This window comes from Citrobacter sp. Cpo071, from assembly GCF_030332765.1.
In the GTDB taxonomy this organism is placed as follows: Bacteria; Pseudomonadota; Gammaproteobacteria; order Enterobacterales; family Enterobacteriaceae; genus Citrobacter; species Citrobacter portucalensis.
Window position 1 is genome coordinate 1 of the sequence record NZ_JAOWHE010000028.1, and the last position, 21395, is coordinate 21395.

General features: G+C 50.8%; 21 protein-coding genes and 1 pseudogene. 12 read left to right on the forward strand and 10 right to left on the reverse strand.

What is annotated here, in order from left to right; all coding sequences use genetic code 11:
* Positions 1-97: 97 nt before the first annotated feature.
* Complete coding sequence (gene mobB, locus OGY09_RS00480; protein ID WP_122973819.1) at positions 98-616, reverse strand: molybdopterin-guanine dinucleotide biosynthesis protein MobB; 519 nt, start codon at positions 614-616, stop codon at positions 98-100.
* The gene (mobA, locus tag OGY09_RS00485; RefSeq protein WP_003028614.1) at positions 598-1182 is read right to left on the reverse strand and encodes a molybdenum cofactor guanylyltransferase MobA; all 585 of its coding nucleotides are present in this window, start codon (positions 1180-1182) and stop codon (positions 598-600) included. The genes mobB and mobA overlap by 19 nt, the downstream gene beginning before the upstream one ends.
* A 69-nt stretch (positions 1183-1251) precedes the next feature.
* Between mobA and OGY09_RS00490 the strand changes: the two genes are divergently transcribed.
* From OGY09_RS00490 to dsbA, 3 genes are all read left to right on the forward strand, one after another.
* Positions 1252-1521 carry a YihD family protein gene (locus tag OGY09_RS00490; RefSeq protein ID WP_003028616.1) on the forward strand — a complete coding sequence of 90 codons (270 nt, stop codon included), beginning with the start codon at positions 1252-1254 and terminating at the stop codon, positions 1519-1521.
* Positions 1522-1597: 76 nt separating this feature from the next.
* Entirely contained in the window at positions 1598-2584 is a 987-nt protein-coding gene (locus OGY09_RS00495; protein ID WP_032945546.1) for a serine/threonine protein kinase, read from the forward strand.
* A 16-nt stretch (positions 2585-2600) separates the two neighbouring features.
* Entirely contained in the window at positions 2601-3224 is a 624-nt protein-coding gene (gene dsbA, locus OGY09_RS00500) for a thiol:disulfide interchange protein DsbA (protein ID WP_003028621.1), read from the forward strand.
* 13 nt (positions 3225-3237) lie between these two features.
* Here dsbA and yihG read toward each other — a convergent pair whose 3' ends face one another.
* Positions 3238-4101, reverse strand: a complete 864-nt coding sequence (gene yihG / locus OGY09_RS00505) for a 1-acylglycerol-3-phosphate O-acyltransferase, YihG family (RefSeq protein WP_225624899.1) — start codon at positions 4099-4101, stop codon at positions 3238-3240.
* On the opposite strand from yihG, the gene OGY09_RS00510 reads away from it, so the two are divergent.
* From OGY09_RS00510 to spfP, 3 genes are all read left to right on the forward strand, one after another.
* Positions 3986-4321, forward strand: a complete 336-nt coding sequence (locus tag OGY09_RS00510) for a hypothetical protein (protein WP_223849085.1) — start codon at positions 3986-3988, stop codon at positions 4319-4321. The two genes, yihG and OGY09_RS00510, sit on opposite strands and share 116 nt — an antisense overlap.
* 215 nt (positions 4322-4536) lie before the next feature.
* Complete coding sequence (polA, locus tag OGY09_RS00515; protein WP_032945548.1) at positions 4537-7323, forward strand: DNA polymerase I; 2787 nt, start codon at positions 4537-4539, stop codon at positions 7321-7323.
* A 166-nt stretch (positions 7324-7489) separates the two neighbouring features.
* Positions 7490-7537 carry a small protein SpfP gene (spfP, locus tag OGY09_RS25335; RefSeq protein ID WP_071892919.1) on the forward strand — a complete coding sequence of 16 codons (48 nt, stop codon included), beginning with the start codon at positions 7490-7492 and terminating at the stop codon, positions 7535-7537.
* A 119-nt stretch (positions 7538-7656) separates the two neighbouring features.
* On the opposite strand, the gene yihA is transcribed toward spfP, so the two are convergent.
* Positions 7657-8289: a ribosome biogenesis GTP-binding protein YihA/YsxC gene (gene yihA, locus OGY09_RS00520; protein ID WP_071845249.1), complete on the reverse strand. Its 633-nt coding sequence runs from the start codon at positions 8287-8289 to the stop codon at positions 7657-7659.
* Between the two features lie 209 nt (positions 8290-8498).
* Between yihA and OGY09_RS00525 the strand changes: the two are divergent.
* The 3 genes and pseudogenes from OGY09_RS00525 (at position 8499) to hemN (ending at position 10925) form a co-directional block, all read left to right on the forward strand.
* Positions 8499-8684 (forward strand): annotated as a pseudogene (locus OGY09_RS00525) (hypothetical protein).
* Positions 8685-8853: 169 nt separating this feature from the next.
* A complete protein-coding gene (gene yihI, locus OGY09_RS00530) occupies positions 8854-9363 on the forward strand; it encodes a Der GTPase-activating protein YihI (RefSeq protein ID WP_003028627.1) in 510 nt (169 codons plus the stop codon).
* A gap of 188 nt (positions 9364-9551) precedes the next feature.
* Positions 9552-10925 (forward strand): oxygen-independent coproporphyrinogen III oxidase, encoded by a 1374-nt coding sequence (gene hemN, locus OGY09_RS00535; RefSeq protein WP_032945550.1) that lies wholly within the window; start codon positions 9552-9554, stop codon positions 10923-10925.
* An 87-nt stretch (positions 10926-11012) separates the two neighbouring features.
* On the opposite strand, the gene OGY09_RS00540 is transcribed toward hemN, so the two are convergent.
* From OGY09_RS00540 to glnA, 4 genes are all read right to left on the reverse strand, one after another.
* A complete protein-coding gene (locus OGY09_RS00540) occupies positions 11013-11123 on the reverse strand; it encodes a YshB family small membrane protein (RefSeq protein WP_020996121.1) in 111 nt (36 codons plus the stop codon).
* A gap of 112 nt (positions 11124-11235) precedes the next feature.
* Positions 11236-12645: a nitrogen regulation protein NR(I) gene (glnG, locus tag OGY09_RS00545; RefSeq protein ID WP_032945661.1), complete on the reverse strand. Its 1410-nt coding sequence runs from the start codon at positions 12643-12645 to the stop codon at positions 11236-11238.
* 10 nt (positions 12646-12655) lie between these two features.
* Complete coding sequence (gene glnL, locus OGY09_RS00550) at positions 12656-13705, reverse strand: nitrogen regulation protein NR(II) (RefSeq protein WP_008786986.1); 1050 nt, start codon at positions 13703-13705, stop codon at positions 12656-12658.
* Between the two features lie 282 nt (positions 13706-13987).
* Positions 13988-15397, reverse strand: coding sequence for a glutamate--ammonia ligase (glnA, locus tag OGY09_RS00555; protein WP_008786987.1), 1410 nt, complete (start codon positions 15395-15397; stop codon positions 13988-13990).
* A 379-nt stretch (positions 15398-15776) separates the two neighbouring features.
* On the opposite strand from glnA, the gene typA reads away from it, so the two are divergent.
* Positions 15777-17600 carry a ribosome-dependent GTPase TypA gene (gene typA / locus OGY09_RS00560; RefSeq protein ID WP_008786988.1) on the forward strand — a complete coding sequence of 608 codons (1824 nt, stop codon included), beginning with the start codon at positions 15777-15779 and terminating at the stop codon, positions 17598-17600.
* A 67-nt stretch (positions 17601-17667) separates the two neighbouring features.
* On the opposite strand, the gene OGY09_RS00565 is transcribed toward typA, so the two are convergent.
* Positions 17668-18456 (reverse strand): DeoR/GlpR family DNA-binding transcription regulator, encoded by a 789-nt coding sequence (locus OGY09_RS00565; RefSeq protein ID WP_008786989.1) that lies wholly within the window; start codon positions 18454-18456, stop codon positions 17668-17670.
* A 39-nt stretch (positions 18457-18495) separates the two neighbouring features.
* The gene (locus tag OGY09_RS00570) at positions 18496-19392 is read right to left on the reverse strand and encodes a sugar kinase (protein WP_032945551.1); all 897 of its coding nucleotides are present in this window, start codon (positions 19390-19392) and stop codon (positions 18496-18498) included.
* Between the two features lie 172 nt (positions 19393-19564).
* On the opposite strand from OGY09_RS00570, the gene yihU reads away from it, so the two are divergent.
* Positions 19565-20455 (forward strand): sulfolactaldehyde 3-reductase, encoded by an 891-nt coding sequence (gene yihU, locus OGY09_RS00575; RefSeq protein ID WP_008786991.1) that lies wholly within the window; start codon positions 19565-19567, stop codon positions 20453-20455.
* Positions 20456-20480: 25 nt separating this feature from the next.
* Positions 20481-21368: an aldolase gene (locus OGY09_RS00580; RefSeq protein ID WP_032945553.1), complete on the forward strand. Its 888-nt coding sequence runs from the start codon at positions 20481-20483 to the stop codon at positions 21366-21368.
* The last annotated feature ends 27 nt before the right edge of the window (positions 21369-21395 follow it).

Sequence of the window (21395 nt, forward strand, 5' to 3'; positions counted from 1 at the left end):
ATGCGGCGTGCCGCCTTATCCGGCCTACAGGGGCCGGGCTGAACGTATTTTGTAGGCCTGATAAGCGCAGCGCATCAGGCTCATCACAACACCACGGTTACCATCTTATCCATTGCGTAACAAAATCAGCAAGTTGCTGTATGTCGTTGATATCTAACAATGGAACATCCACCGCCAGCGGAACATCACTGGCAACCGCGATAACATATTCGTCTATCGCCAATTCTTCAGGACTATGCCCGCAATCGTCACGAAAAAGCACGATCTTAGCGACAGGTTCATGCTTAAACCCTTCAACCAGCACTAGATCCAACGTCGCTGCATCCATCCGGCTTACCAGATACGCTAAATCCAGTTCGGGCTCTTCCGGTGTTTCTACCATTAATGCCCAACGTTGCTGGCTGGCGACCAGCGTTTGTGCTGCACCGGCTTTGCGCAGTTCATAGCTATCTTTACCGGGCTTGTCGACATCCATATTGTGATGAGTATGTTTAATCAATCCGGGACGTATACCTCTGGCACGTAGTTCCGGGATCAACTTTTTGAGCAGCGTGGTTTTTCCCGTGCCGCTCCATGCCGCAATGGCGAGTAATGGGATCATGATTTTTCCTGCCATTTTGCGAGCTCTTCGGGGGTGTTCACGTTTACGAACGCATCTTTATGATCGCTGAAATCGACAGCATGACCGCCAGCCAGACGCATAAAGACCATAACGCGTCGTTCACCGGACTGAAGATAATCCTGCAGCAAAGGCTGCATAGAGCGGTGCATCAGCGCAATGGTTGGGTGATCTCTTTCCCCATCATGCACCCAGACAACGGGTGCAGCTTTACGTTGCTCTTTTAGACGAGCGACCAGATCGTGAGGAATATAGGGCATATCGCACGGGCAAAACAGAAACCACTCCCCCGTTTGCTGCAGGAATACCGATAGCATCCCGGCCAGTGGGCCAGGGAAATCGGCCAAGGAATCAGGAATAACTTTCAGGCCGCTTTGCTGGTATATATCCCGGTGGCGATTGGCATTCACCACCACGGTTTCGACCTGCAAAGCGAGAATGTCGGCCACATGCCGCCAAAGAGGTTTACCGTCCAGTTCAAGCAGACCTTTATCGGTCCCACCCATCCGTCTGGCCTTACCGCCAGCCAGCACAACCCCTGTTATTGCACTATCCAGAATCACTGATATCGCCTCTTTTAATGTGGGATTGACCCTGCTAACGTATCTGTATTGAGCCTAAGGAGCACAACCATGAAATGTAAACGTCTGAATGAAGTTATTGAACTCCTCCAGCCTGCCTGGCAGAAGGAACCCGATCTTAACCTGATGCAATTTTTGCAGAAACTGGCGCAAGAGTCAGGTTTTGACGGCGAACTGGCGGATTTAACTGATGACATTCTGATCTATCACCTGAAAATGCGAGACTCAGCGAAGGATGCTGTCATCCCAGGTATTCAGAAAGATTATGAAGAAGATTTTAAAACCGCACTACTCCGCGCTCGTGGCGTAATTAAAGAGTAAAAGCTTGTAATCGCCGCCACCGAAAGCGCTGCGAAATGATATCCTGAATCATTCGTAGTATTTTCCGGATGATGGGATGAACGACAACGCTTTTAATTTCCAGACGCTACACCCGGATACCATCATGGATGCACTGTTTGAGCAGGGGATCCGGGTGGACTCCGGGCTTACCCCGCTTAACAGCTATGAAAACCGTGTCTATCAATTCCAGGACGAAGACCGTCGACGCTTTGTTGTTAAGTTTTATCGCCCTGAACGCTGGTCTGTCGATCAGATCCAGGAAGAGCACCAGTTTGCTCTGGAACTGGTAAGCGATGAAGTCCCGGTAGCTGCGCCGTTGGTACTGAACGGCCAAACGCTGTTAAGCCATCAGGGTTTCCATTTTGCGATCTTCCCCAGCGTCGGTGGACGACAGTTTGAAGCCGACAACATCGATCAGATGGAGGCGGTGGGGCGCTATCTCGGGCGTATGCACCAGACCGGATGCAAGCGTACTTTTACCTTCCGACCGACGATTGGCCTTGAAGAATACCTGACTGAACCGCGTAAAGTTTTTGAACACGCACAGCTTATCCCATCAGGGCAAAAAGCGGCTTTCCTGAAGGCAACGGATGCGCTTATCGCGGTGGTTACCGAACGCTGGCATACGCGTTTTACTGCGTTACGCCTGCACGGTGATTGTCATGCCGGTAATATTCTGTGGCGCGATGGCCCGATGTTTGTCGATTTAGATGATGCCCGCAATGGTCCGGCTATTCAGGATTTATGGATGCTTCTCAATGGTGATAAAGCTGAACAACGCATGCAGCTAGAAACCATTATCGAGGCTTATGAAGAGTTTAGTGAGTTCGACATCTCTGAAATCGGACTGATAGAACCTTTACGCGCTATGCGTTTAGTTTATTATCTTGCCTGGCTGATTCGACGTTGGGCTGACCCTGCGTTCCCAAAAAACTTCCCGTGGTTAACCGGGGAAGATTACTGGCATCGTCAGACCGCGACCTTTATTGAGCAGGCAAAAATTCTGCAAGAGCCCCCCTTACAATTAACGCCAATGTATTAATCGGAGAAACTTGAACATGAAAAAAATATGGCTGGCGCTGGCTGGTATGGTCTTAGCTTTTAGCGCATCTGCAGCGCAGTTCCAGGATGGTAAACAATACATCACCCTGGAGAAGCCTGTTGCGGGTGAACCGCAAGTGTTGGAGTTCTTCTCCTTCTACTGCCCGCACTGCTACCAGTTTGAAGAAGTGCTTCATGTGTCTGATAACGTGAAGAAAAAACTGCCGGAAGGCACCAAGATGACCAAATACCACGTCGAGTTTCTCGGGCCTTTGGGCAAAGATCTGACGCAGGCATGGGCGGTTGCAATGGCGCTGGGCGTTGAAGATCAGGTCACTGTTCCGCTGTTTGAAGGGGTTCAGAAAACCCAGACCGTTCAGTCTGTTGCTGATATCCGTAAAGTGTTTGTCGATGCGGGTATTAAAGGCGAAGACTATGATGCGGCATGGAACAGCTTCGTAGTGAAATCTCTCGTGGCACAGCAGGAAAAAGCAGCGGCTGATTTACAGCTGCAGGGCGTTCCGGCGATGTTCGTGAATGGCAAATATCAGGTCAACCCGCAGGGCATGGATACCAGCAGCATGGATATCTTTGTACAACAGTATGCGGATACCGTGAAATACCTGGTCGGTCAGAAGTAAAAGCAAAAGCCGGTCACTGACCGGCTTTTTTATTTGCGGCTTTAATCGCGTCGAGCTGCGCGTCTTTCTCACTCCACAGCGTATTCAACCACAGCTGAAAGCGGCGCTTGAATGCCTTATCGTTCACGTAATCACCGTGTAACTCTTCATGGATTGGCTCCAGATTCACCCGCACGACAATCCTCGTTAGCTTACCGCTCAGCATATCGTAGAACGGTCGGCTACTGTTTTCCGGATAGCACAACGTGACATCCAGCATTTTATCGAACTGTGACCCCAGCACATTTAATGCCATCGCAATACCGGCCGCCTTGGGTGGGAGCAGGTTTTGATAAGGAGAACGGGTTTGCTCACGCTTCTCATGAGTAAACCGCGAACCTTCGACAAAATTCACAATGGTTGTCGGGTGCGCACGAAATTTCTCGCAGGAACGACGCGTCGTTTCGACATCTTTACCACGGCGTTCCGGATGGCGAAGCAGATAGCCACGTGAATAGCGTTTCATAAACGGCATATCCAGAGCCCAGCAAGCCAGGCCAATAAAGGGCACCCAGGCCAACTGCTGCTTGAGGAAATATTTATTCATCGGGATGTGCTTACGTAACAGAACGCAAAGCACAACGATATCGGCCCAGCTGTAATGATTACAAATGAGCAGATACCAGTTTTTCTTGCTAAGACCTTCCAGTCCTTCAACATCCCACTTCAGCCGTGGATTAAGGTGCAGCAGTAGCGCCAGACCTTCACACCAGCAGTACATCATGAAATTACAGAAGACAGAAACCTTGCGCCAGACGACAGGAATGGGCAAAAGGAGTTTCACAACCCCGGCAAGGATGATCGGCACAGAACAAAAAATTGTGACCAATATGGTCAATACGATACTCAGCAACAGCGTTATCGCAGCGAGTATTCTCGTCATAATTAAATTATTCAAAAGGTTAGCCATAGACAGTGCGCGAAAGAGGCGCAAGGGGCTGATTTTATCAGAAAACGAACCAAATGATGGATCTTCCCTGAATAGAAAAAAAGAGAATATCTATCCACATCAGGATATAAGCTGTAAAAATGGAATAAAATGCTGCGAGCTAAATTAAGTTTATGAAAAATATATATAAATACAATGAAGCACTAATTGCCTTGCTATATTTAAAGAACTGAAAATTATTTACTCACAAAGTTATCCACAGCCGTGTTTGCGAGCAAAGCAGAAGAACTGCAAAAGTTTTTCGACAAATGCGGCGAAAAACTCATGTTTTTATCCTGTCTGTGGCATCCTTTATCCATAATCTGATAAACAGGCACGGACATTATGGTTCAGATCCCAGAAAACCCACTTATCCTTGTAGATGGCTCATCTTACCTGTATCGCGCATACCACGCGTTCCCACCGCTGACTAACAGCGCAGGAGAACCTACGGGCGCGATGTACGGTGTCCTCAACATGCTGCGTAGCTTGATTCTACAATATCAACCAACCCATGCAGCGGTGGTATTCGACGCCAAGGGTAAAACCTTCCGTGATGAATTATTCGAACATTATAAGTCTCACCGCCCACCGATGCCGGACGATCTGCGTGCGCAGATTGAACCTCTGCATGCGATGGTAAAGGCGATGGGGCTGCCACTGTTGGCTGTTTCTGGCGTGGAGGCGGACGATGTTATCGGTACGCTGGCGCGGGAAGCAGAGAAGATCGGTCGCCCGGTGCTGATTAGCACCGGTGATAAAGATATGGCTCAGTTGGTGACGCCGAATATCACCCTTATCAACACCATGACCAATACGATCCTCGGCCCGGATGAAGTGGTAAATAAGTACGGCGTCCCGCCGGAACTGATCATCGATTTCCTGGCGCTGATGGGGGATTCCTCAGATAACATTCCTGGCGTTCCAGGCGTAGGCGAAAAAACCGCTCAGGCACTGCTGCAGGGGCTGGGTGGGCTGGATACCCTCTATGCCGAATCAGACAAAATAGCGGGGCTGACCTTCCGTGGTGCGAAAACCATGGCGGGCAAACTTGAGCAGAACAAAGAGGTGGCGTACCTCTCTTATCAATTGGCTACCATCAAAACCGATGTTGAGCTGGAATTGACCTGTGAGCAGCTGGAAGTGCGTCAGCCCGCTGCAGAAGAACTGCTTGGCCTGTTTAAACAGTATGAATTTAAACGTTGGGTTACCGACGTTGAAGCGGGTAAATGGCTACAGGCGAAAGGGACGAAACCGGCGGCAAAACCGCAAGAAACTATTGTCGTCGATGAAACGCCTGAGGAGCCGGCCACGGTTCTTTCGTATGAAAACTATGTGACGATTCTGGACGAAACGACGCTGGAAGAGTGGATCGCTAAGCTGAAAAAAGCACCTGTCTTTGCCTTCGATACTGAAACTGACAGCCTGGACAACATTTCCGCGAATCTGGTTGGCCTGTCTTTTGCCATTGAACCGGGTGTGGCGGCGTATGTTCCTGTTGCCCACGATTACCTGGATGCCCCTGACCAGATCGCGCGTGACCGTGCGCTGGAGCTGCTAAAGCCGCTGCTGGAAGATGAGAACGCGCACAAAGTCGGGCAAAACCTGAAGTACGATCGCGGCATCCTGGCGAACTATGGCATCGAGCTGCGCGGCATCACCTTTGACACCATGCTCGAATCCTACATTCTTAACAGCGTCGCTGGACGACACGATATGGACAGCCTGTCGGACCGCTGGCTGAAACATAAAACCATCACCTTTGAAGAGATCGCCGGAAAAGGCAAAAACCAGCTGACCTTTAACCAGATAGCACTGGAAGAGGCTGGCCGTTACGCTGCGGAAGACGCCGACGTTACGCTACAGCTGCATCTGAAAATGTGGCCAGAATTGCAGCAGCATAAAGGGCCGTTGAACGTCTTTGAAAATATCGATATGCCGCTGGTGCCGGTTTTGTCTCGCGTTGAGCGCAACGGTGTGAAAATCGATCCGGCTGTTCTGCACAAGCATTCAGAAGAGCTGACGCTGCGTTTGAATGAGCTGGAGCAAAAAGCGCACGAGATCGCCGGAGAAGCGTTTAACCTCTCTTCCACTAAGCAACTGCAAACTATCCTGTTTGAAAAGCAGGGTATTAAGCCGTTGAAGAAAACCCCTGGCGGCGCGCCATCAACGTCGGAAGAGGTACTGGAAGAGCTCGCGCTGGATTACCCATTGCCGAAAGTGATCCTGGAATATCGTGGTTTAGCAAAACTGAAGTCGACCTATACGGATAAGCTTCCGTTGATGATTAACAAGAAAACCGGGCGCGTGCACACCTCATACCATCAGGCGGTTACTGCCACCGGGCGCTTGTCTTCAACGGATCCAAACCTGCAAAACATCCCGGTACGTAATGATGAAGGTCGTCGTATTCGTCAGGCGTTCATTGCGCCAGAAGACTACCTGATTGTCTCTGCGGACTACTCACAGATTGAACTGCGTATCATGGCGCACCTTTCACGTGATAAAGGTCTGCTTACCGCGTTTGCCGAAGGGAAAGACATTCACCGCGCAACGGCGGCAGAAGTCTTTGGTTTACCTCTTGATTCCGTGACCAGCGAGCAACGCCGCAGCGCTAAAGCCATTAACTTCGGTTTGATCTACGGGATGAGCGCCTTTGGTTTGGCGCGCCAGTTGAATATTCCGCGCAAAGAAGCACAGAAGTACATGGATCTCTACTTTGAACGCTACCCTGGTGTGTTGGAATACATGGAACGCACCCGCGCGCAGGCGAAAGAGCAAGGCTATGTAGAAACGCTGGAAGGTCGCCGTCTCTATTTACCGGATATTAAATCCAGTAATGGTGCTCGTCGCGCTGGTGCTGAACGTGCGGCCATTAACGCCCCGATGCAGGGAACTGCTGCAGACATTATCAAACGAGCCATGATTGCCGTGGATGGATGGCTGCAAACCGAGCAACCGCGCGTGCGCATGATCATGCAGGTACACGATGAACTGGTGTTTGAAGTGCACAAAGATGATCTGGAAAGCGTCTCTAAAAAGATCCACCAACTGATGGAAAACGAGACCCAGATTGACGTGCCGTTGCTGGTGGAAGTCGGGAGTGGTGAAAACTGGGATCAGGCGCACTAAGGGTTTACTTAATAACGCCCCTTTTTCGTAACTAAGCAACATAAGAGAGAGCTTTTTGTGATGTCCATTAAAATTCCCTATGTAAGGAATGAAAAAAAATTACAAAAAGTGCTTTCTGAGCTGCTCAAAAAAGAGTAAAGTTATTCTCGTAGGGTACAGAGGTAAGATGTTCTATCTTTCAGACCTTTTACTTCACGTAATCGGATTTGGCTGAATATTTTAGCCGCCCCAGTCAGTAATGACTGGGGCGTTTTTTATTGTGCGAAAGAAAAGTTTTGCACATGCTGTAGGCCGGATAAGACGCGCAGCGGCGTCATCCGGCATATCGGTGAGTTATTCCTCTTCCTGCACCTCTTCAACCGGTGCCAGTTCACTAAACCAGCTATCCAGTTTTTGCCGCAGTTTGTCCACACCCAGTTTTTTCAGCGATGAAAATGCTTCTACCTGCACATCACCATTAAATGCCAGTACGGCTTCACGTACCATATTCAGCTGCGCTTTGCGTGCACCGCTGGCCAGCTTATCTGCTTTAGTCAGCAGTACCAGAACCTGAACGTTGCTCTCAACTGCCCACAGGATCATCTGTTGATCGAGATCTTTTAACGGGTGACGAATATCCATCAGTACCACCAGACCTTGCAGGCTCTGACGTTTTTCCAGATATTCAGCCAGCGCGCGTTGCCATTTACGCTTCATTTCTTCTGGAACTTCGGCATAACCGTATCCTGGCAAATCGACCAGGCGTTTGCCGTCAACGACTTCAAACAGGTTGATGAGCTGAGTACGACCCGGCGTTTTAGATGTACGCGCCAGACCTTTTTGATTCGTCAGGGTATTTAGCGCACTGGATTTGCCTGCGTTGGAACGGCCAGCAAAAGCCACTTCGATACCGGTATCGGAAGGTAAGTGGCGAATATCAGGCGCACTCATCACAAAGTGCGTCTGTTGATAATTCAAGTTAGTCAAAGCAGTCCTCTCCATCAATCAGGGCTTTGCAGCGATTATACCTGAACCCCAGCAAAAGGCTGGTTTTTCGACGAGTGAGCTATGTAAGTAAAAACCTCGCGCTTTGTGAGACATTGCCGACAGTTTCTATACGAGATGACAGAGTAAAAAATGACAGAACTAAAATAAATCATATGGTTACATTTGGGCGCTATTCTTAAAATCAGAAATTGTTACCCAGGTTACTTGTACGTTTAAACCAAAACGGTAAAGTAGCGTCCATAGCGAGGAAGCTGACAGGATAGACGACTCAGGATGAGGGTCAGGAGCGCCAGGAGGCGAAGACACAGGATTGTCAGGAAGACAAACGTCCGGAGACGTTAGTAAAAGGAAATGGAAACAACACGGAATGTTAGAGGCTAAGGGAAAAACAGGGTGTGTTGATAGCCAACAGGGATTGTAGAGCCCGTAAGGGTTGAGAGTCAGGAAAAAAGGCGACAGATTACTCTGTCGCCTTTTTTCTTTATTTCTGCTAGATTCCGGCGCAATTATATACTGAATAAAAACAGCCAAAGACGAATCATGATGAAACCAACTTCTACACCACGCGGTAAAGGTCCTGCAAAAGCGCGTCGTAAAACACGCGAAGAAATTAACCAGGAAGCTCGCGACCGTAAGCGCCAGAAAAAACACCGTGGTCATGCGGCAGGTAGCCGTGCGTCCGGTAGCGAAGGCGCATCTGGTGGCGGAAACCAAAATAAGCAAAAAGATCCTCGTATTGGCAGCAAAACCCCCATTCCATTGGGCGTGACCGAAAAAGTCACCAAACAGCACAAACCGAAGAGTGAGAAACCTATGCTTTCACCACAGGCTGAGTTGGATTTACTGGAAACGGATGAGCGCCTGGATGCGCTGCTGGAGCGTCTTGAAGCAGGAGAAACCCTGAGCGCGGAAGATCAGTCCTGGGTTGATGCCAAGCTGGATCGCATTGATGAGCTGATGCAAAAGCTGGGTCTTTCTTACGATGACGAGGAAGAAGAGGAAGAAGAAGAAAAGCAGGAAGACATGATGCGCCTGCTGAAAGGCGGCAACTAACGGTTTTACACCGTGGGTCTTCCCGTCCTGCTTATAACCCTTCCGGTTATATGTTATCTGGTGTGGTTATTCGTTAAACTACAGCGGTTGTCGCGGCGACAGAAGTGGCTGCGCAACCGACTTATCACCCGTACTGGGGTTAAGTCGGTACGCCGTACCCGCCAGAGACGCCATCGGAAGGAGTGAGCATGTCAGAGCAGTTAATAGACTGGGACCTGGCCCTGATCCAGAAATATAACTATTCCGGGCCACGATATACCTCGTACCCGACCGCGCTGGAGTTTTCTGAAGACTACGGCACTGAGGCATTTCTAAAGGCCGTGGCGCGTTATCCTGAGCGTCCTCTCTCGCTGTACGTTCACATCCCATTCTGCCACAAGCTGTGTTATTTCTGCGGCTGTAACAAGGTCGTGACTCGCCAGCAGCATAAAGCCGACCAATACCTCGATGTTTTAGAACAAGAAATTATTCATCGCGCACCGCTGTTCGCCGGACGCCATGTCAGTCAGCTGCACTGGGGCGGCGGCACGCCAACGTACCTGAATAAAGCGCAAATCAGTCGTTTGATGTCGCTGCTGCGTGGCAACTTTAACTTTAACGACGACGCTGAAATCTCGATCGAAGTAGATCCGCGAGAAATTGAGCTGGATGTGCTCGATCATTTACGCGCTGAAGGTTTTAACCGCCTGAGCATGGGGGTGCAGGACTTCAATAAAGAAGTTCAGCGCCTGGTGAACCGTGAGCAGGATGAGGAATTCATCTTTGCGCTGCTGAATCATGCGCGTGAGATCGGTTTTACTTCAACGAATATCGATCTGATTTATGGTTTGCCAAAACAGACGCCAGAAAGTTTCGCCTTCACCCTGAAACGCGTTGCTGAGCTGAATCCAGACCGACTGAGTGTCTTTAACTACGCGCACCTGCCGACGCTGTTTGCCGCTCAGCGCAAAATTAAAGATGCCGACCTGCCCAGCGCGCAGCAGAAGCTGGATATCCTGCAGGAAACCATCTCTTCACTGACCGAAACTGGCTATCAGTTCATTGGCATGGATCACTTTGCCCGCCCGGATGACGAACTGGCCATTGCTCAACGTAAGGGTGTGCTGCATCGTAATTTCCAGGGTTATACCACCCAGGGTGATACCGATCTGCTGGGAATGGGCGTGTCAGCCATTAGTATGATTGGTGACAACTACGCGCAGAACCAGAAAGAGCTGAAGCACTATTATCAGCAGGTAGACGAGCAGGGGGACGCGCTGTGGCGCGGAATTGCCCTGACCCGTGACGACTGCATTCGTCGGGATGTTATTAAGCTCCTGATCTGCAACTTCCGCCTCGACTATGCCACTGTGGAACAGCAATGGGATCTGAACTTCGCTGACTATTTTGCCGAAGACCTGAAACTGCTGGCACCGCTGGCGAAGGATGGGCTGGTGGATGTCGATGAGAAGGGGATTCAGGTCACGCCGAAGGGCCGTCTGCTGATCCGTAATATTTGCATGTGCTTCGATGCGTATCTGCGCCAGAAAGCACGGATGCAGCAATTCTCGCGGGTGATTTAACGCTTTTCCGGGTGGCGCTTCGCTTATCGTGCCTACGAAAATCTCAATACGTAGGTCGGGTAAGCGAAGCGCCACCCGGCGAACCCGCTAGCTGAACAGTCCAACCAGCGCTGCGCACAATACTGCGGCGACCGCAGTTTGTGGCGTATGGCTTTCGACCGCACCGCTCGACAGCAGATTAATGATTGATTCCAGCATGATGACTTCCCCCCGTTAGTCGGGCACGATCATACTTAACTCATCGGAACAGTAAAGCGCAAAATAGCAGCTATTTGCGCTCAATTATTAATCTTTACACAGTGACGATATATCACTCCATTCCGAGTTCTTTTAGCTTACGCGTCAAGGTATTACGACCCCAACCGAGCAGGCGTGCCGCTTCCTGTTTATGCCCCTGGGTATGACGTAGCGCGGTAGTCAATAGCGTACGCTCCATCTCTGGTTGGGCCTCAGAAAGCAAGTTTTGATGACCGGAGCGTAATGCCCGATCCGCCCACTGTGCCAATAGCGTCGCCCAACTATCCGGCTGCATATGGGACGGTGCGTCTGGCACAGAGGTTGCAAACAGCTCGGTTGGTAAGTCCTGAATCAGTACTTCCTGCCCGGCGGCCATGACGGTTAACCAGCGGCAGGTGTTCTCAAGCTGACGCACGTTACCTGGCCAGGCCAGACGGGTGAGCGCAGCCTCAGTTTCCGGGTGTAATTGTTTGGCTTCCACCCCCAGTTCGCGGGCTGCCTCCTGCAGGAAATGACGCGCCAGGCGGGGGATATCTTCCCGACGTTCGCGCAGTGGCGGCAGATGTACCCGGATGACGTTCAGACGATGGAATAAGTCCTCACGGAATTTGCCTTCCTGTACGCGCAGTTCAAGGTTTTGGTGCGTGGCGGCGATAATGCGTACATCTACCTTTACGGGCGCGTAACCGCCAACGCGGTAAAACTGTCCGTCGGCTAATACGCGCAATAAACGCGTTTGCACGTCCAGCGGCATATCGCCAATTTCATCGAGGAACAGCGTACCGCCGTCTGCCTGTTCAAAGCGCCCCTGACGAATGGTATTCGCCCCGGTAAACGCGCCTTTCTCGTGGCCAAACAGCTCAGATTCGATCAAATCTTTCGGGATTGCCGCCATGTTCAGCGCGATAAACGGCGCTTTGACGCGCGGGCTATGACGGTGCAACGCATGGGCGACCAGCTCTTTACCGGTTCCTGACTCCCCATTAATCAATACGCTGATTGAAGACCGGGATAGGCGACCAATAATGCGAAAAACGTCCTGCATTGCTGGCGCTTCGCCGATGATGTCGGTTGTAGGGCCGTTAATCTGAACATTGCGCGGCTGCTGCTGTTCCTGATAGTGACTGATGGCGCGCTCGACCAGCGCCACAGCTTCATCAATATCAAAAGGTTTGGGTAGATAATCAAACGCTCCTTGCTGATAGGCGCTGACGGCAGCATCCAGATCGGAGTGCGCGGTCATTATGATGACCGGAAGCATCGGATGCCGCTGTTTAATCTGTTTTAACAGCGTCAGGCCGTCCATACCCGGCATGCGGATATCTGACAACAGCACGTCCGGCGTTTTGCTGGCCAGCGCGTCCAGTACCTCTTTACCACTTTCAAATGTGGTACAGCTTAGCCCTGCCCCTGCGAGCGCACGTTCAAGCACCCAACGGATGGAACTATCGTCATCAACGACCCAGACTATTCCTCGTTGCATAAACGTCACCTTATTTCCTGATAGGCAGGTAAACCGAGAACTCGGTATGACCCGGCCAACTGGTAAATTCAATTTTGCCGGAATGTTGATCAATCAAATTACGGGCGATAGATAATCCAAGGCCGGTACCGCCTTCGCGACCGCTAACCATTGGGTAGAACAGCGTATCCTGCAAATGCGAGGGGATACCTGGACCGTTATCCTCTACATCAATTCGTGCCGCCAGACGGTAACGCATGCCGTGTAGCGTGAGCTGAAACGCGGTGCGGGTGCGCAGAATGATCTCGCCGCCTTCCGGTCCCAGCGCCTGCAAAGCATTGCGTACGATGTTCAGCAAAACCTGCTCGATCTGGTCCGGGTCGTGCAGTAATTCGGGCAGACTTGGGTCGTAATCCCGGATTAGCGTGACGTTTTCCGGCAGCTCCATCGAGACCAGCGCCACCACGCGTTCCGCCACTTTGTGAATACTTTCCGTGATGTGCATGCCGGGCTGTTGTGGCCCCAGCAGACGGTCGACCAGATTACGCAGGCGGTCCGCCTGTTCAATAATGACTTTGGTATATTCGGTCAGCGCCGGGTCCGGAAGCGCTTTACTGAGAAGTTGCGCCGCACCGCGTAATCCGCCCAGCGGGTTTTTAATTTCATGTGCCAGACCACGCACCAGATCGCGGGCAGCAATCTGCTGAGCGTGCTGGAGCTGTTCCTGACTCAGACGGCGCTGGTTATCCATAGGGGCCATCTCCAGCAAGATAAGGCCATCAGGCAGCCTCTGAGCGGTCACAGAGAGGATATGTGAGTGGCTGTCTATCACCAGCGTCACTTCGTTATCCGTAAAGCCCTGGCCTGCTTCCAGGCTCTCTCGCATCAGTCCGATGTTTAAGGAGAAATAACTCAACAGATCGGGAAGCGGTGTACCAAACAGTTTGCGGGAGCTTTGGGCGAGCAACTGCTGTGCCGCCGGGTTGGCGTAATGTACAGCCAGCTCATCGTCGACGAGTAAGATGCTGTTGATTAAAGAATTGAGGATCTGCCCAGCATCGGGCAGCGTGCCGGTTGCCATTCAGCAGTCTCCTGAAAAGTGTTGCACCAATTTAGTGCATTATAGCTTTTTACATCAAAAAAGCGCGAAAAAGCAGGTTGTTAGTGGAGAAAAAAGCCCATCCGGGGATGGGCTACAGATGACTGGCAAACATAGATGCCGGATGGCGGCTTTGCCTTATCCGGCCTACAAGGTAATGTTACCCTCCAGGCCTGATAAGTTTGCGCCATCAGGCGTCCTATCATTCACCATCGATCTCAAGCCTGCCTGAGCAGGCTAAAAGTTCCACGGCAACTCAAACGATTAAACGCTGTAGTACAGCTCAAACTCTACCGGGTGCGGAGTCATACGCACGCGGTCATCTTCTTCGCGACGCAGCGCAATGTACGCATCGATCGCTTCATTGGTGAACACGCCGCCTGCGGTCAGGAACTCGCGGTCCAGATCCAGTTCTTTCAGTGCTTCTTCCAGAGAACCAGCAACCTGTGGGATCTCTTTCGCTTCTTCCGGCGGTAGGTCGTACAGGTTTTTGTCCATTGCTTCGCCCGGGTGGATCTTGTTCTTAATACCGTCAAGACCAGCCATCAGTAGCGCTGCGAAGCACAGGTATGGGTTAGCAGCCGGGTCCGGGAAACGCACTTCGATACGACGCGCTTTCGGAGAAGCAACTACCGGGATACGGATAGACGCAGAACGGTTACGGGCAGAGTAAGCCAGCATTACCGGTGCTTCGTAACCCGGGACCAGACGCTTGTAGGAGTTGGTGGTCGGGTTAGCCAGGGCGTTGATCGCTTTAGCGTGTTTGATTACGCCACCGATGTAGTACAGCGCCTGCTCAGACAGACCTGCATATTTGTCACCGGAGAACAGGTTTACGCCGTTCTTGGACAGGGACATGTGGCAGTGCATGCCGGAACCGTTATCGCCAAACATTGGTTTTGGCATAAAGGTCGCGGTTTTACCGAAACGGTGAGCGACGTTGTGAACGACATATTTGTAGATCTGAATTTCGTCCGCTTTTTTGGTCATGGTGTTAAAGCGGGTCGCGATTTCGTTCTGACCAGCAGTCGCCACTTCGTGGTGATGCGCTTCAACAACCAGGCCCATTTCTTCCATGATCAGACACATGGTAGAACGGATATCCTGAGAAGAATCTACCGGAGGAACCGGGAAGTAACCGCCTTTCACGCCTGGACGGTGACCTTTGTTACCACCTTCGTATTTGGTGGAAGAGTTCCATGCGCCTTCGATGTCATCGATAGCCACGTGGGAACCGGAAATAGTTGCGCCGAAACGGATGTCGTCAAACAGGAAGAATTCTGGCTCTGGCCCGAACAGAACGGTGTCTGCGATGCCGGTAGAACGCAGATACTCTTCAGCACGTTTAGCGATGGAGCGCGGGTCACGGTCGTAGCCCTGCAGCGTACCTGGTTCCAGGATATCGCAACGGATGATCAGGGTAGACTCTTCAAAGAACGGGTCGATGAGAGCAGTAGACGCATCTGGCATCAGAACCATGTCTGATTCGTTAATGCCTTTCCAGCCACCGATTGAGGAGCCGTCAAACATTTTGCCTTCTTCAAAGAATTCGGCATTTACCTGATGAGCAGGAATAGTGACGTGCTGTTCTTTACCTTTGGTATCAGTGAAGCGTAAATCAACAAACTTCACTTCGTGTTCGTTCAGCATCGTCAAAACGTGTTCAGCGGACATACTTACTCTCCCGGATTGGTCATTGTCGTCGTGGTAACGAAGTCTTCAATTCTGCAAAAATTGGCCGTGTCGCCATAAAAAATATAAAGCGAAATCTGTGCCAACTTTTAAATTGCCCCTAAAAGGCGTTATCATGCGCACCATCGTGCAAAGGGGCTGCACCATGAAGGTTGTATTGCACCATTATAGTGCTTTAATGTGAACATTAAGCACCATATTGGTGCAAAGCATGTCAGATTACCCCTTTTAACGCTCCGTGAATGTGATCACAAAGAAACTCTGCAATACTTGTTTGCGGAGGATGTTTGTGATCCTGTTTTGTACTGCGATTAATCCGTGTACAATAACGCGCTATTTCTAAAATGCCTGAGGCAAAGTTGTGATCGAAAATTTGCGTAACATCGCCATCATCGCGCACGTAGACCATGGTAAAACGACCCTGGTAGACAAGCTGCTCCAACAATCCGGTACGTTCGATGCACGTGCTGAAACCCAAGAGCGCGTGATGGACTCCAACGATTTGGAGAAAGAGCGTGGGATTACCATCCTCGCTAAAAACACCGCTATCAAATGGAATGACTACCGTATCAACATCGTTGATACCCCGGGGCACGCCGACTTCGGTGGTGAAGTTGAACGTGTAATGTCCATGGTCGACTCTGTGCTGCTGGTGGTGGATGCAATGGACGGTCCGATGCCGCAGACGCGCTTCGTGACCAAAAAAGCCTTTGCCCATGGCCTGAAGCCAATTGTTGTTATCAACAAAGTTGACCGTCCTGGCGCGCGTCCTGACTGGGTTGTTGATCAGGTATTTGACCTGTTCGTTAACCTCGACGCTACCGACGAGCAGCTGGACTTCCCGATCGTTTACGCTTCTGCGCTGAACGGTATCGCGGGTCTGGATCACGAAGACATGGCTGAAGACATGACTCCGCTGTATCAGACTATCGTTGATCGTGTACCGGCTCCGAGCGTAGATCTTGATGGCCCGCTGCAGATGCAAATCTCTCAGCTGGACTACAACAACTACGTTGGCGTAATCGGTATCGGCCGCATCAAACGCGGTAAAGTTAAACCGAACCAGCAGATCACTATCATCGATAGCGAAGGCAAAACCCGTAACGGTAAAGTCGGTAAAGTTCTGACCCATCTGGGTCTGGAACGTATCGAGAGTGATATTGCCGAAGCAGGCGATATCATCGCGATCACCGGTCTGGGCGAACTGAACATCTCCGACACCATCTGCGACCCGCAGAATGTTGAAGCGCTGCCAGCTCTGTCCGTTGATGAACCGACCGTTACCATGTTCTTCTGCGTAAACACCTCTCCGTTCTGCGGTAAAGAAGGTAAATATGTTACCTCTCGTCAGATCCTTGACCGCCTGAACAAAGAGCTGGTGCACAACGTTGCGCTGCGCGTTGAAGAAACCGAAGATGCGGATGCGTTCCGTGTATCCGGTCGTGGTGAGCTGCACCTGTCTGTTCTGATCGAAAACATGCGTCGTGAAGGTTTCGAAATGGCGGTTTCCCGTCCGAAAGTAATCTTCCGCGAAATCGACGGCCGTAAACAAGAGCCGTTCGAAAACGTAACGCTGGACGTTGAAGAGCAGCACCAGGGTTCTGTGATGCAGGCTCTGGGCGAGCGTAAAGGCGACCTGAAAAACATGAATCCAGATGGCAAAGGCCGCGTACGTCTTGACTACGTGATCCCAAGCCGTGGTCTGATCGGCTTCCGTTCAGAATTCATGACCATGACTTCCGGTACCGGTCTGCTGTACTCCACCTTCAGCCACTACGACGACGTTCGTGCGGGTGATGTGGGTCAGCGTCAGAACGGCGTACTGATCTCCAACGGCCAGGGTAAAGCAGTTGCGTTCGCACTGTTCAGCCTGCAGGACCGCGGTAAGCTGTTCCTGGGTCACGGTGCTGAAGTTTACGAAGGCCAGATCATCGGTATTCACAGCCGCTCTAACGACCTGACTGTAAACTGCCTGACCGGTAAGAAACTGACCAACATGCGTGCGTCTGGTACTGACGAAGCAACGGTTCTGGTTCCGCCGGTTAAGATGACTCTGGAGCAGGCTCTGGAATTCATTGATGACGACGAACTGGTAGAAGTAACACCAACCTCTATCCGTATCCGTAAGCGTCACCTGACTGAAAACGATCGTCGCCGTGCAATGCGTGGCGCGAAAGAAGAGTAATTAACACTCTTTTTCAGGTAAGCACAAAAAAGCCGCTGATTATCAGCGGCTTTTTTTATCTAAAAGATCAGGTCGTTTCCTGCTCTGCAATGACTAGCTCAATATTTTCTAAATCAAGCAATTGCTTGAATGAATTTGGTGGCTGGGAATCGGTAAAAAATGCCCGAATTTTACGCATATTACCGATGGATACAGCGGCTGAGGCGGTAAACTTAGTATGATCAGCAACTAACAGCGTATTACGTGCATGCTTAATCATCGTTTTGGCGACAAGCGCTTCGTTAACGTCAAATTCCAATAGTGTGCCGTCTTCCTCGATGGCACCAATACTGGTAATCAAATAGTCGGCTCTAAATCCTTCAATAAAGTTCACTGCTCCTGGGCCAACAATACCGCCATTATGAGCACGTAACGTTCCACCGGGCACCATAACCTCAAGATCTTGATTCTTATATAAGATCTGCGCAACACGAAGACTGTTAGTAATGATGCGAAGATCCCGACGGTTCAGCAAAGCTCGTGCGACGGCTTCCACCGTTGTACCAATGGTAATAAATACCGTACAGCGTTCAGGAAGATAATCAGCAACCGCTTCCGCTATCGCTTCTTTTTCCTGGGTAAGGGACAACTCTCGCTGTTCAAAGGCGGTATTCATGACGCTGGATACACGTCCGGCTCCACCATGATGTCTGGTGATCAAGCCCTGTTCGCTTAACTTACGAATATCCCGGCGCACGGTTTGCGTGGACACGTCCAGCAATTGTGCGAGCTCTTCGATATTCATATAGCCGCGTTCTGTAATGTAATGAACAAGTTGATCGTGTCGCGGATTACCGGTGACTTCAATGATGCTCATGAATACTCCTGGACTTCTTCCCCGTAATTGTTGGCTATTTTACGCATAAAGTGACAAAAATGATTCGGTTTGCGCACGATTAGGAATTCCGGCTCGTCCGCCCGCCTGAGTGCATTTCATCGCCGCCACCGCACTTGCGAAGCGAATCGCCTGGTCAGTCGGCATTTGCTCTGCAAGAGCTGCTGCCATTGCACCATGGAAAACATCGCCTGCACCGGTTGTATCCACAACATTGACAGAAAATGCAGTCTGTTGACACATATGACCATTTTCGATCCATAGTGACCCTTCGCCGCCAAGCGTAACGTACACTTTACCATTGGTTTGCTCAGCGGCCAGTTTAAGTGCCTGTTGTGCATCATCTTGCCCGGTCATTCTCTTCAGACCTGGAGTTGAAAAAACGGCATGATCGGCAAGCGCCACCAATGGGGTTATATCTTGTGGTGTCATATCGGCATCCAACAGCGTTGGAACTCCGGCGGCACGTGCCAGTTCGAAGGATTTCAACGTCCCTTCATGCCAACGTACATCGGCCAGAACGATGTCATAACGGGAAAAATCAATCGACTCCAGCCACCTTGCATCCGTATCGAGATCCGGGCTTGGATAGTTCACGATAATGCGTTCGCCATGCTGGTCGACCAAAATTGCGGACTGGGATGAACGGGAGTTCGGGTATTGCCGGCAGAACGCCGTATTGACCCCCCAGCTCTGAAGCTCGTTAAGCAAGGTATTCCCACAACTGTCATCGCCTACACGGCCTATAAAATCAACGTCAATACCAAGCCGGGCAATGGCGACAGCTGCTGTTGCCGCCGGGCCGCCACCTGTCTCAAAATATTGATTTGACTGATATTTTCCCCCGCCATCGGGCAGGTTGTTCAGAGAATAAATACGGTCCTGAACGGTGATTCCAACACATGCAATTCTGGTCATATTTGGTTAGTCCTGTGTGATCTTGTCTTCTTTTGTTCATTTTAATGACATAAATGATCAAATTAGTGACGCGTGTCTTGTTTTTAGTCATAAATTACAAATATGCTCAAAAACAGACGAAAACGAGTTTTTAATTGTAATTATTTTGTCAACCTGACACAGGAGAGCATTCATGACAACCGTTGCATTTTTGGGCTTGGGCCAGATGGGCAGCCCAATGGCTAATAATCTGTTGCAAAAGGGACATGCTTTGCGTGTGTTCGACGTAAACCAACAGGCAGTCAATGAATTAGTACAAAAAGGTGCGACTGCTGCTCAAACACCCGCTGAAGCCGCTAAAGGTGCCGAATTCATAATCACTATGCTGCCAAATGGCGACATCGTTCGGCAAGTTCTGCTGGGTAAAGATGGCGTCAGCGAAGGCCTGTCCCCCAATGCCCTGGTTATTGACATGTCCACGATTCATCCATTGCAGACCGATGAGTTGATTCATGAGATGAAAGAGAAAGGCATCAGCATGATGGATGCTCCTGTGGGCAGGACGTCAGTTAACGCGATTGACGGCACGCTGCTGATTCTTGCTGGCGGAACGCCTGAACAGGTTGAACGTGCTCGCCCTGTGCTGATGTGTATGGGGAATGAGCTGGTGGAAGCTGGCGGTCCCGGTATGGGGATCCGCGTAAAGCTCATCAATAACTATATGAGTATTGCGCTGAACGCCTTGTCAGCGGAAGCCGCTGTTCTTTGCGAGTCATTGGGTTTGAGCCTTGATGTGGCCATTAAGGTCATGAGCGGTACTGCCGCAGGCAAGGGGCACTTTACGACAACCTGGCCTGGCAAGGTACTTAAAGGAGACCTTTCTCCGGCATTCATGGTGGACCTCGCGTTGAAAGACCTGCGTATTGCCGTCGATGTCGCTAGTCAGACCGGTGCGCCGCTCAATATGGGCATTGCAGCAGAAACCTATTACACCCGTGCCAGCGAGAACGGTCGAGGCCGTCAGGACTGGAGTGCGCTGTTATCTCAGGTTCGTCAGCAGGCTGGCCGACCAGATTCACTCTAAATTTTAAACAGTTACAGGAGTTATTATGTCTTCCCACAATACCCCATACACGCTGAAAGATATTTCTCGCCCTGGCGGTGGATTTGCCATGCTGGCCGTTGATCAGCGTGAAGCAATGCGTCTGATGTTTGCAGCGTCTGGACATCCTAAACCTGTTGCCGACAGCGTATTGACTGATTTTAAAGTTGCAGCAACACAAATTCTGTCTCCCTACGCTTCAGCGGTTCTGGCAGATAAACAATATTGTCTCGATCAGATTGTCTCTCAAGGTGCAGTCGCTGATTCATGTGGACTGATTGTGGCGGCTGACCATTTTGTTCCGGGTAATGGTATTCCGGTTGATAGTGTCGAAATTGACAGAGCAATTGATCCGCATAAAGCCCGCGAAATGGGTGCGAAAGCCATGAAGTTGTTAGTGCTGTGGCGTGAAGATGAACCCGCAGAAGAACGTTTGGCTATGGTGGCTGAGTTTGTTCAACGCTGTCGTAGCGCAGGGCTGGTCAGCATCATTGAGCCGGTCGTCCGACCTCCTCGTCGCGGCTGGGAATTTGACCGGGAAAGCGCCATCGTTGCCGCAGCGGCTGAACTCGGCTGCACCGATGCTGACCTCTATAAAGCTGAAATGCCATTAGGCGGCAAAGGTGATGAACAGACCCTACTTGCTGCGTGTCAAAAGTTGCATGAACAAATGAAAATGCCGTGGGTCATTCTTTCTTCTGGTGTTGATGCGGATATTTTTGGCCGCGCGGTCCGTATCGCCATGAAGGGTGGAGCTTCCGGATTCCTGGCAGGGCGTGCCGTTTGGGCATCGGTTGTTGGTGCTCAAGATCCGCAAACAATGTTGCGTGATGTGTCGGTTCCACGCTTACAACGCCTGGCAGAAATCGTCGATGAAGGGATTTCTCAGCGTTAATCACCCATTTTAACGAATCTGGAGAAG

Excerpts from the sequence above, each read along its gene's own strand:
- mobB (WP_122973819.1), bottom strand. The coding sequence starts at position 616 with ATGGCAGGAAAAATCATGATCCCATTACTCGCCATTGCGGCATGGAGC.
- OGY09_RS00490 (WP_003028616.1), top strand. The coding sequence starts at position 1,252 with ATGAAATGTAAACGTCTGAATGAAGTTATTGAACTCCTCCAGCCTGCC.
- OGY09_RS00495 (WP_032945546.1), top strand. The coding sequence starts at position 1,598 with ATGAACGACAACGCTTTTAATTTCCAGACGCTACACCCGGATACCATC.
- dsbA (WP_003028621.1), top strand. The coding sequence starts at position 2,601 with ATGAAAAAAATATGGCTGGCGCTGGCTGGTATGGTCTTAGCTTTTAGC.
- OGY09_RS00510 (WP_223849085.1), top strand. The coding sequence starts at position 3,986 with ATGAAATTACAGAAGACAGAAACCTTGCGCCAGACGACAGGAATGGGC.
- polA (WP_032945548.1), top strand. The coding sequence starts at position 4,537 with ATGGTTCAGATCCCAGAAAACCCACTTATCCTTGTAGATGGCTCATCT.
- yihI (WP_003028627.1), top strand. The coding sequence starts at position 8,854 with ATGAAACCAACTTCTACACCACGCGGTAAAGGTCCTGCAAAAGCGCGT.
- hemN (WP_032945550.1), top strand. The coding sequence starts at position 9,552 with ATGTCAGAGCAGTTAATAGACTGGGACCTGGCCCTGATCCAGAAATAT.
- OGY09_RS00540 (WP_020996121.1), bottom strand. The coding sequence starts at position 11,123 with ATGCTGGAATCAATCATTAATCTGCTGTCGAGCGGTGCGGTCGAAAGC.
- glnG (WP_032945661.1), bottom strand. The coding sequence starts at position 12,645 with ATGCAACGAGGAATAGTCTGGGTCGTTGATGACGATAGTTCCATCCGT.
- glnL (WP_008786986.1), bottom strand. The coding sequence starts at position 13,705 with ATGGCAACCGGCACGCTGCCCGATGCTGGGCAGATCCTCAATTCTTTA.
- glnA (WP_008786987.1), bottom strand. The coding sequence starts at position 15,397 with ATGTCCGCTGAACACGTTTTGACGATGCTGAACGAACACGAAGTGAAG.
- OGY09_RS00565 (WP_008786989.1), bottom strand. The coding sequence starts at position 18,456 with ATGAGCATCATTGAAGTCACCGGTAATCCGCGACACGATCAACTTGTT.
- OGY09_RS00570 (WP_032945551.1), bottom strand. The coding sequence starts at position 19,392 with ATGACCAGAATTGCATGTGTTGGAATCACCGTTCAGGACCGTATTTAT.
- yihU (WP_008786991.1), top strand. The coding sequence starts at position 19,565 with ATGACAACCGTTGCATTTTTGGGCTTGGGCCAGATGGGCAGCCCAATG.
- OGY09_RS00580 (WP_032945553.1), top strand. The coding sequence starts at position 20,481 with ATGTCTTCCCACAATACCCCATACACGCTGAAAGATATTTCTCGCCCT.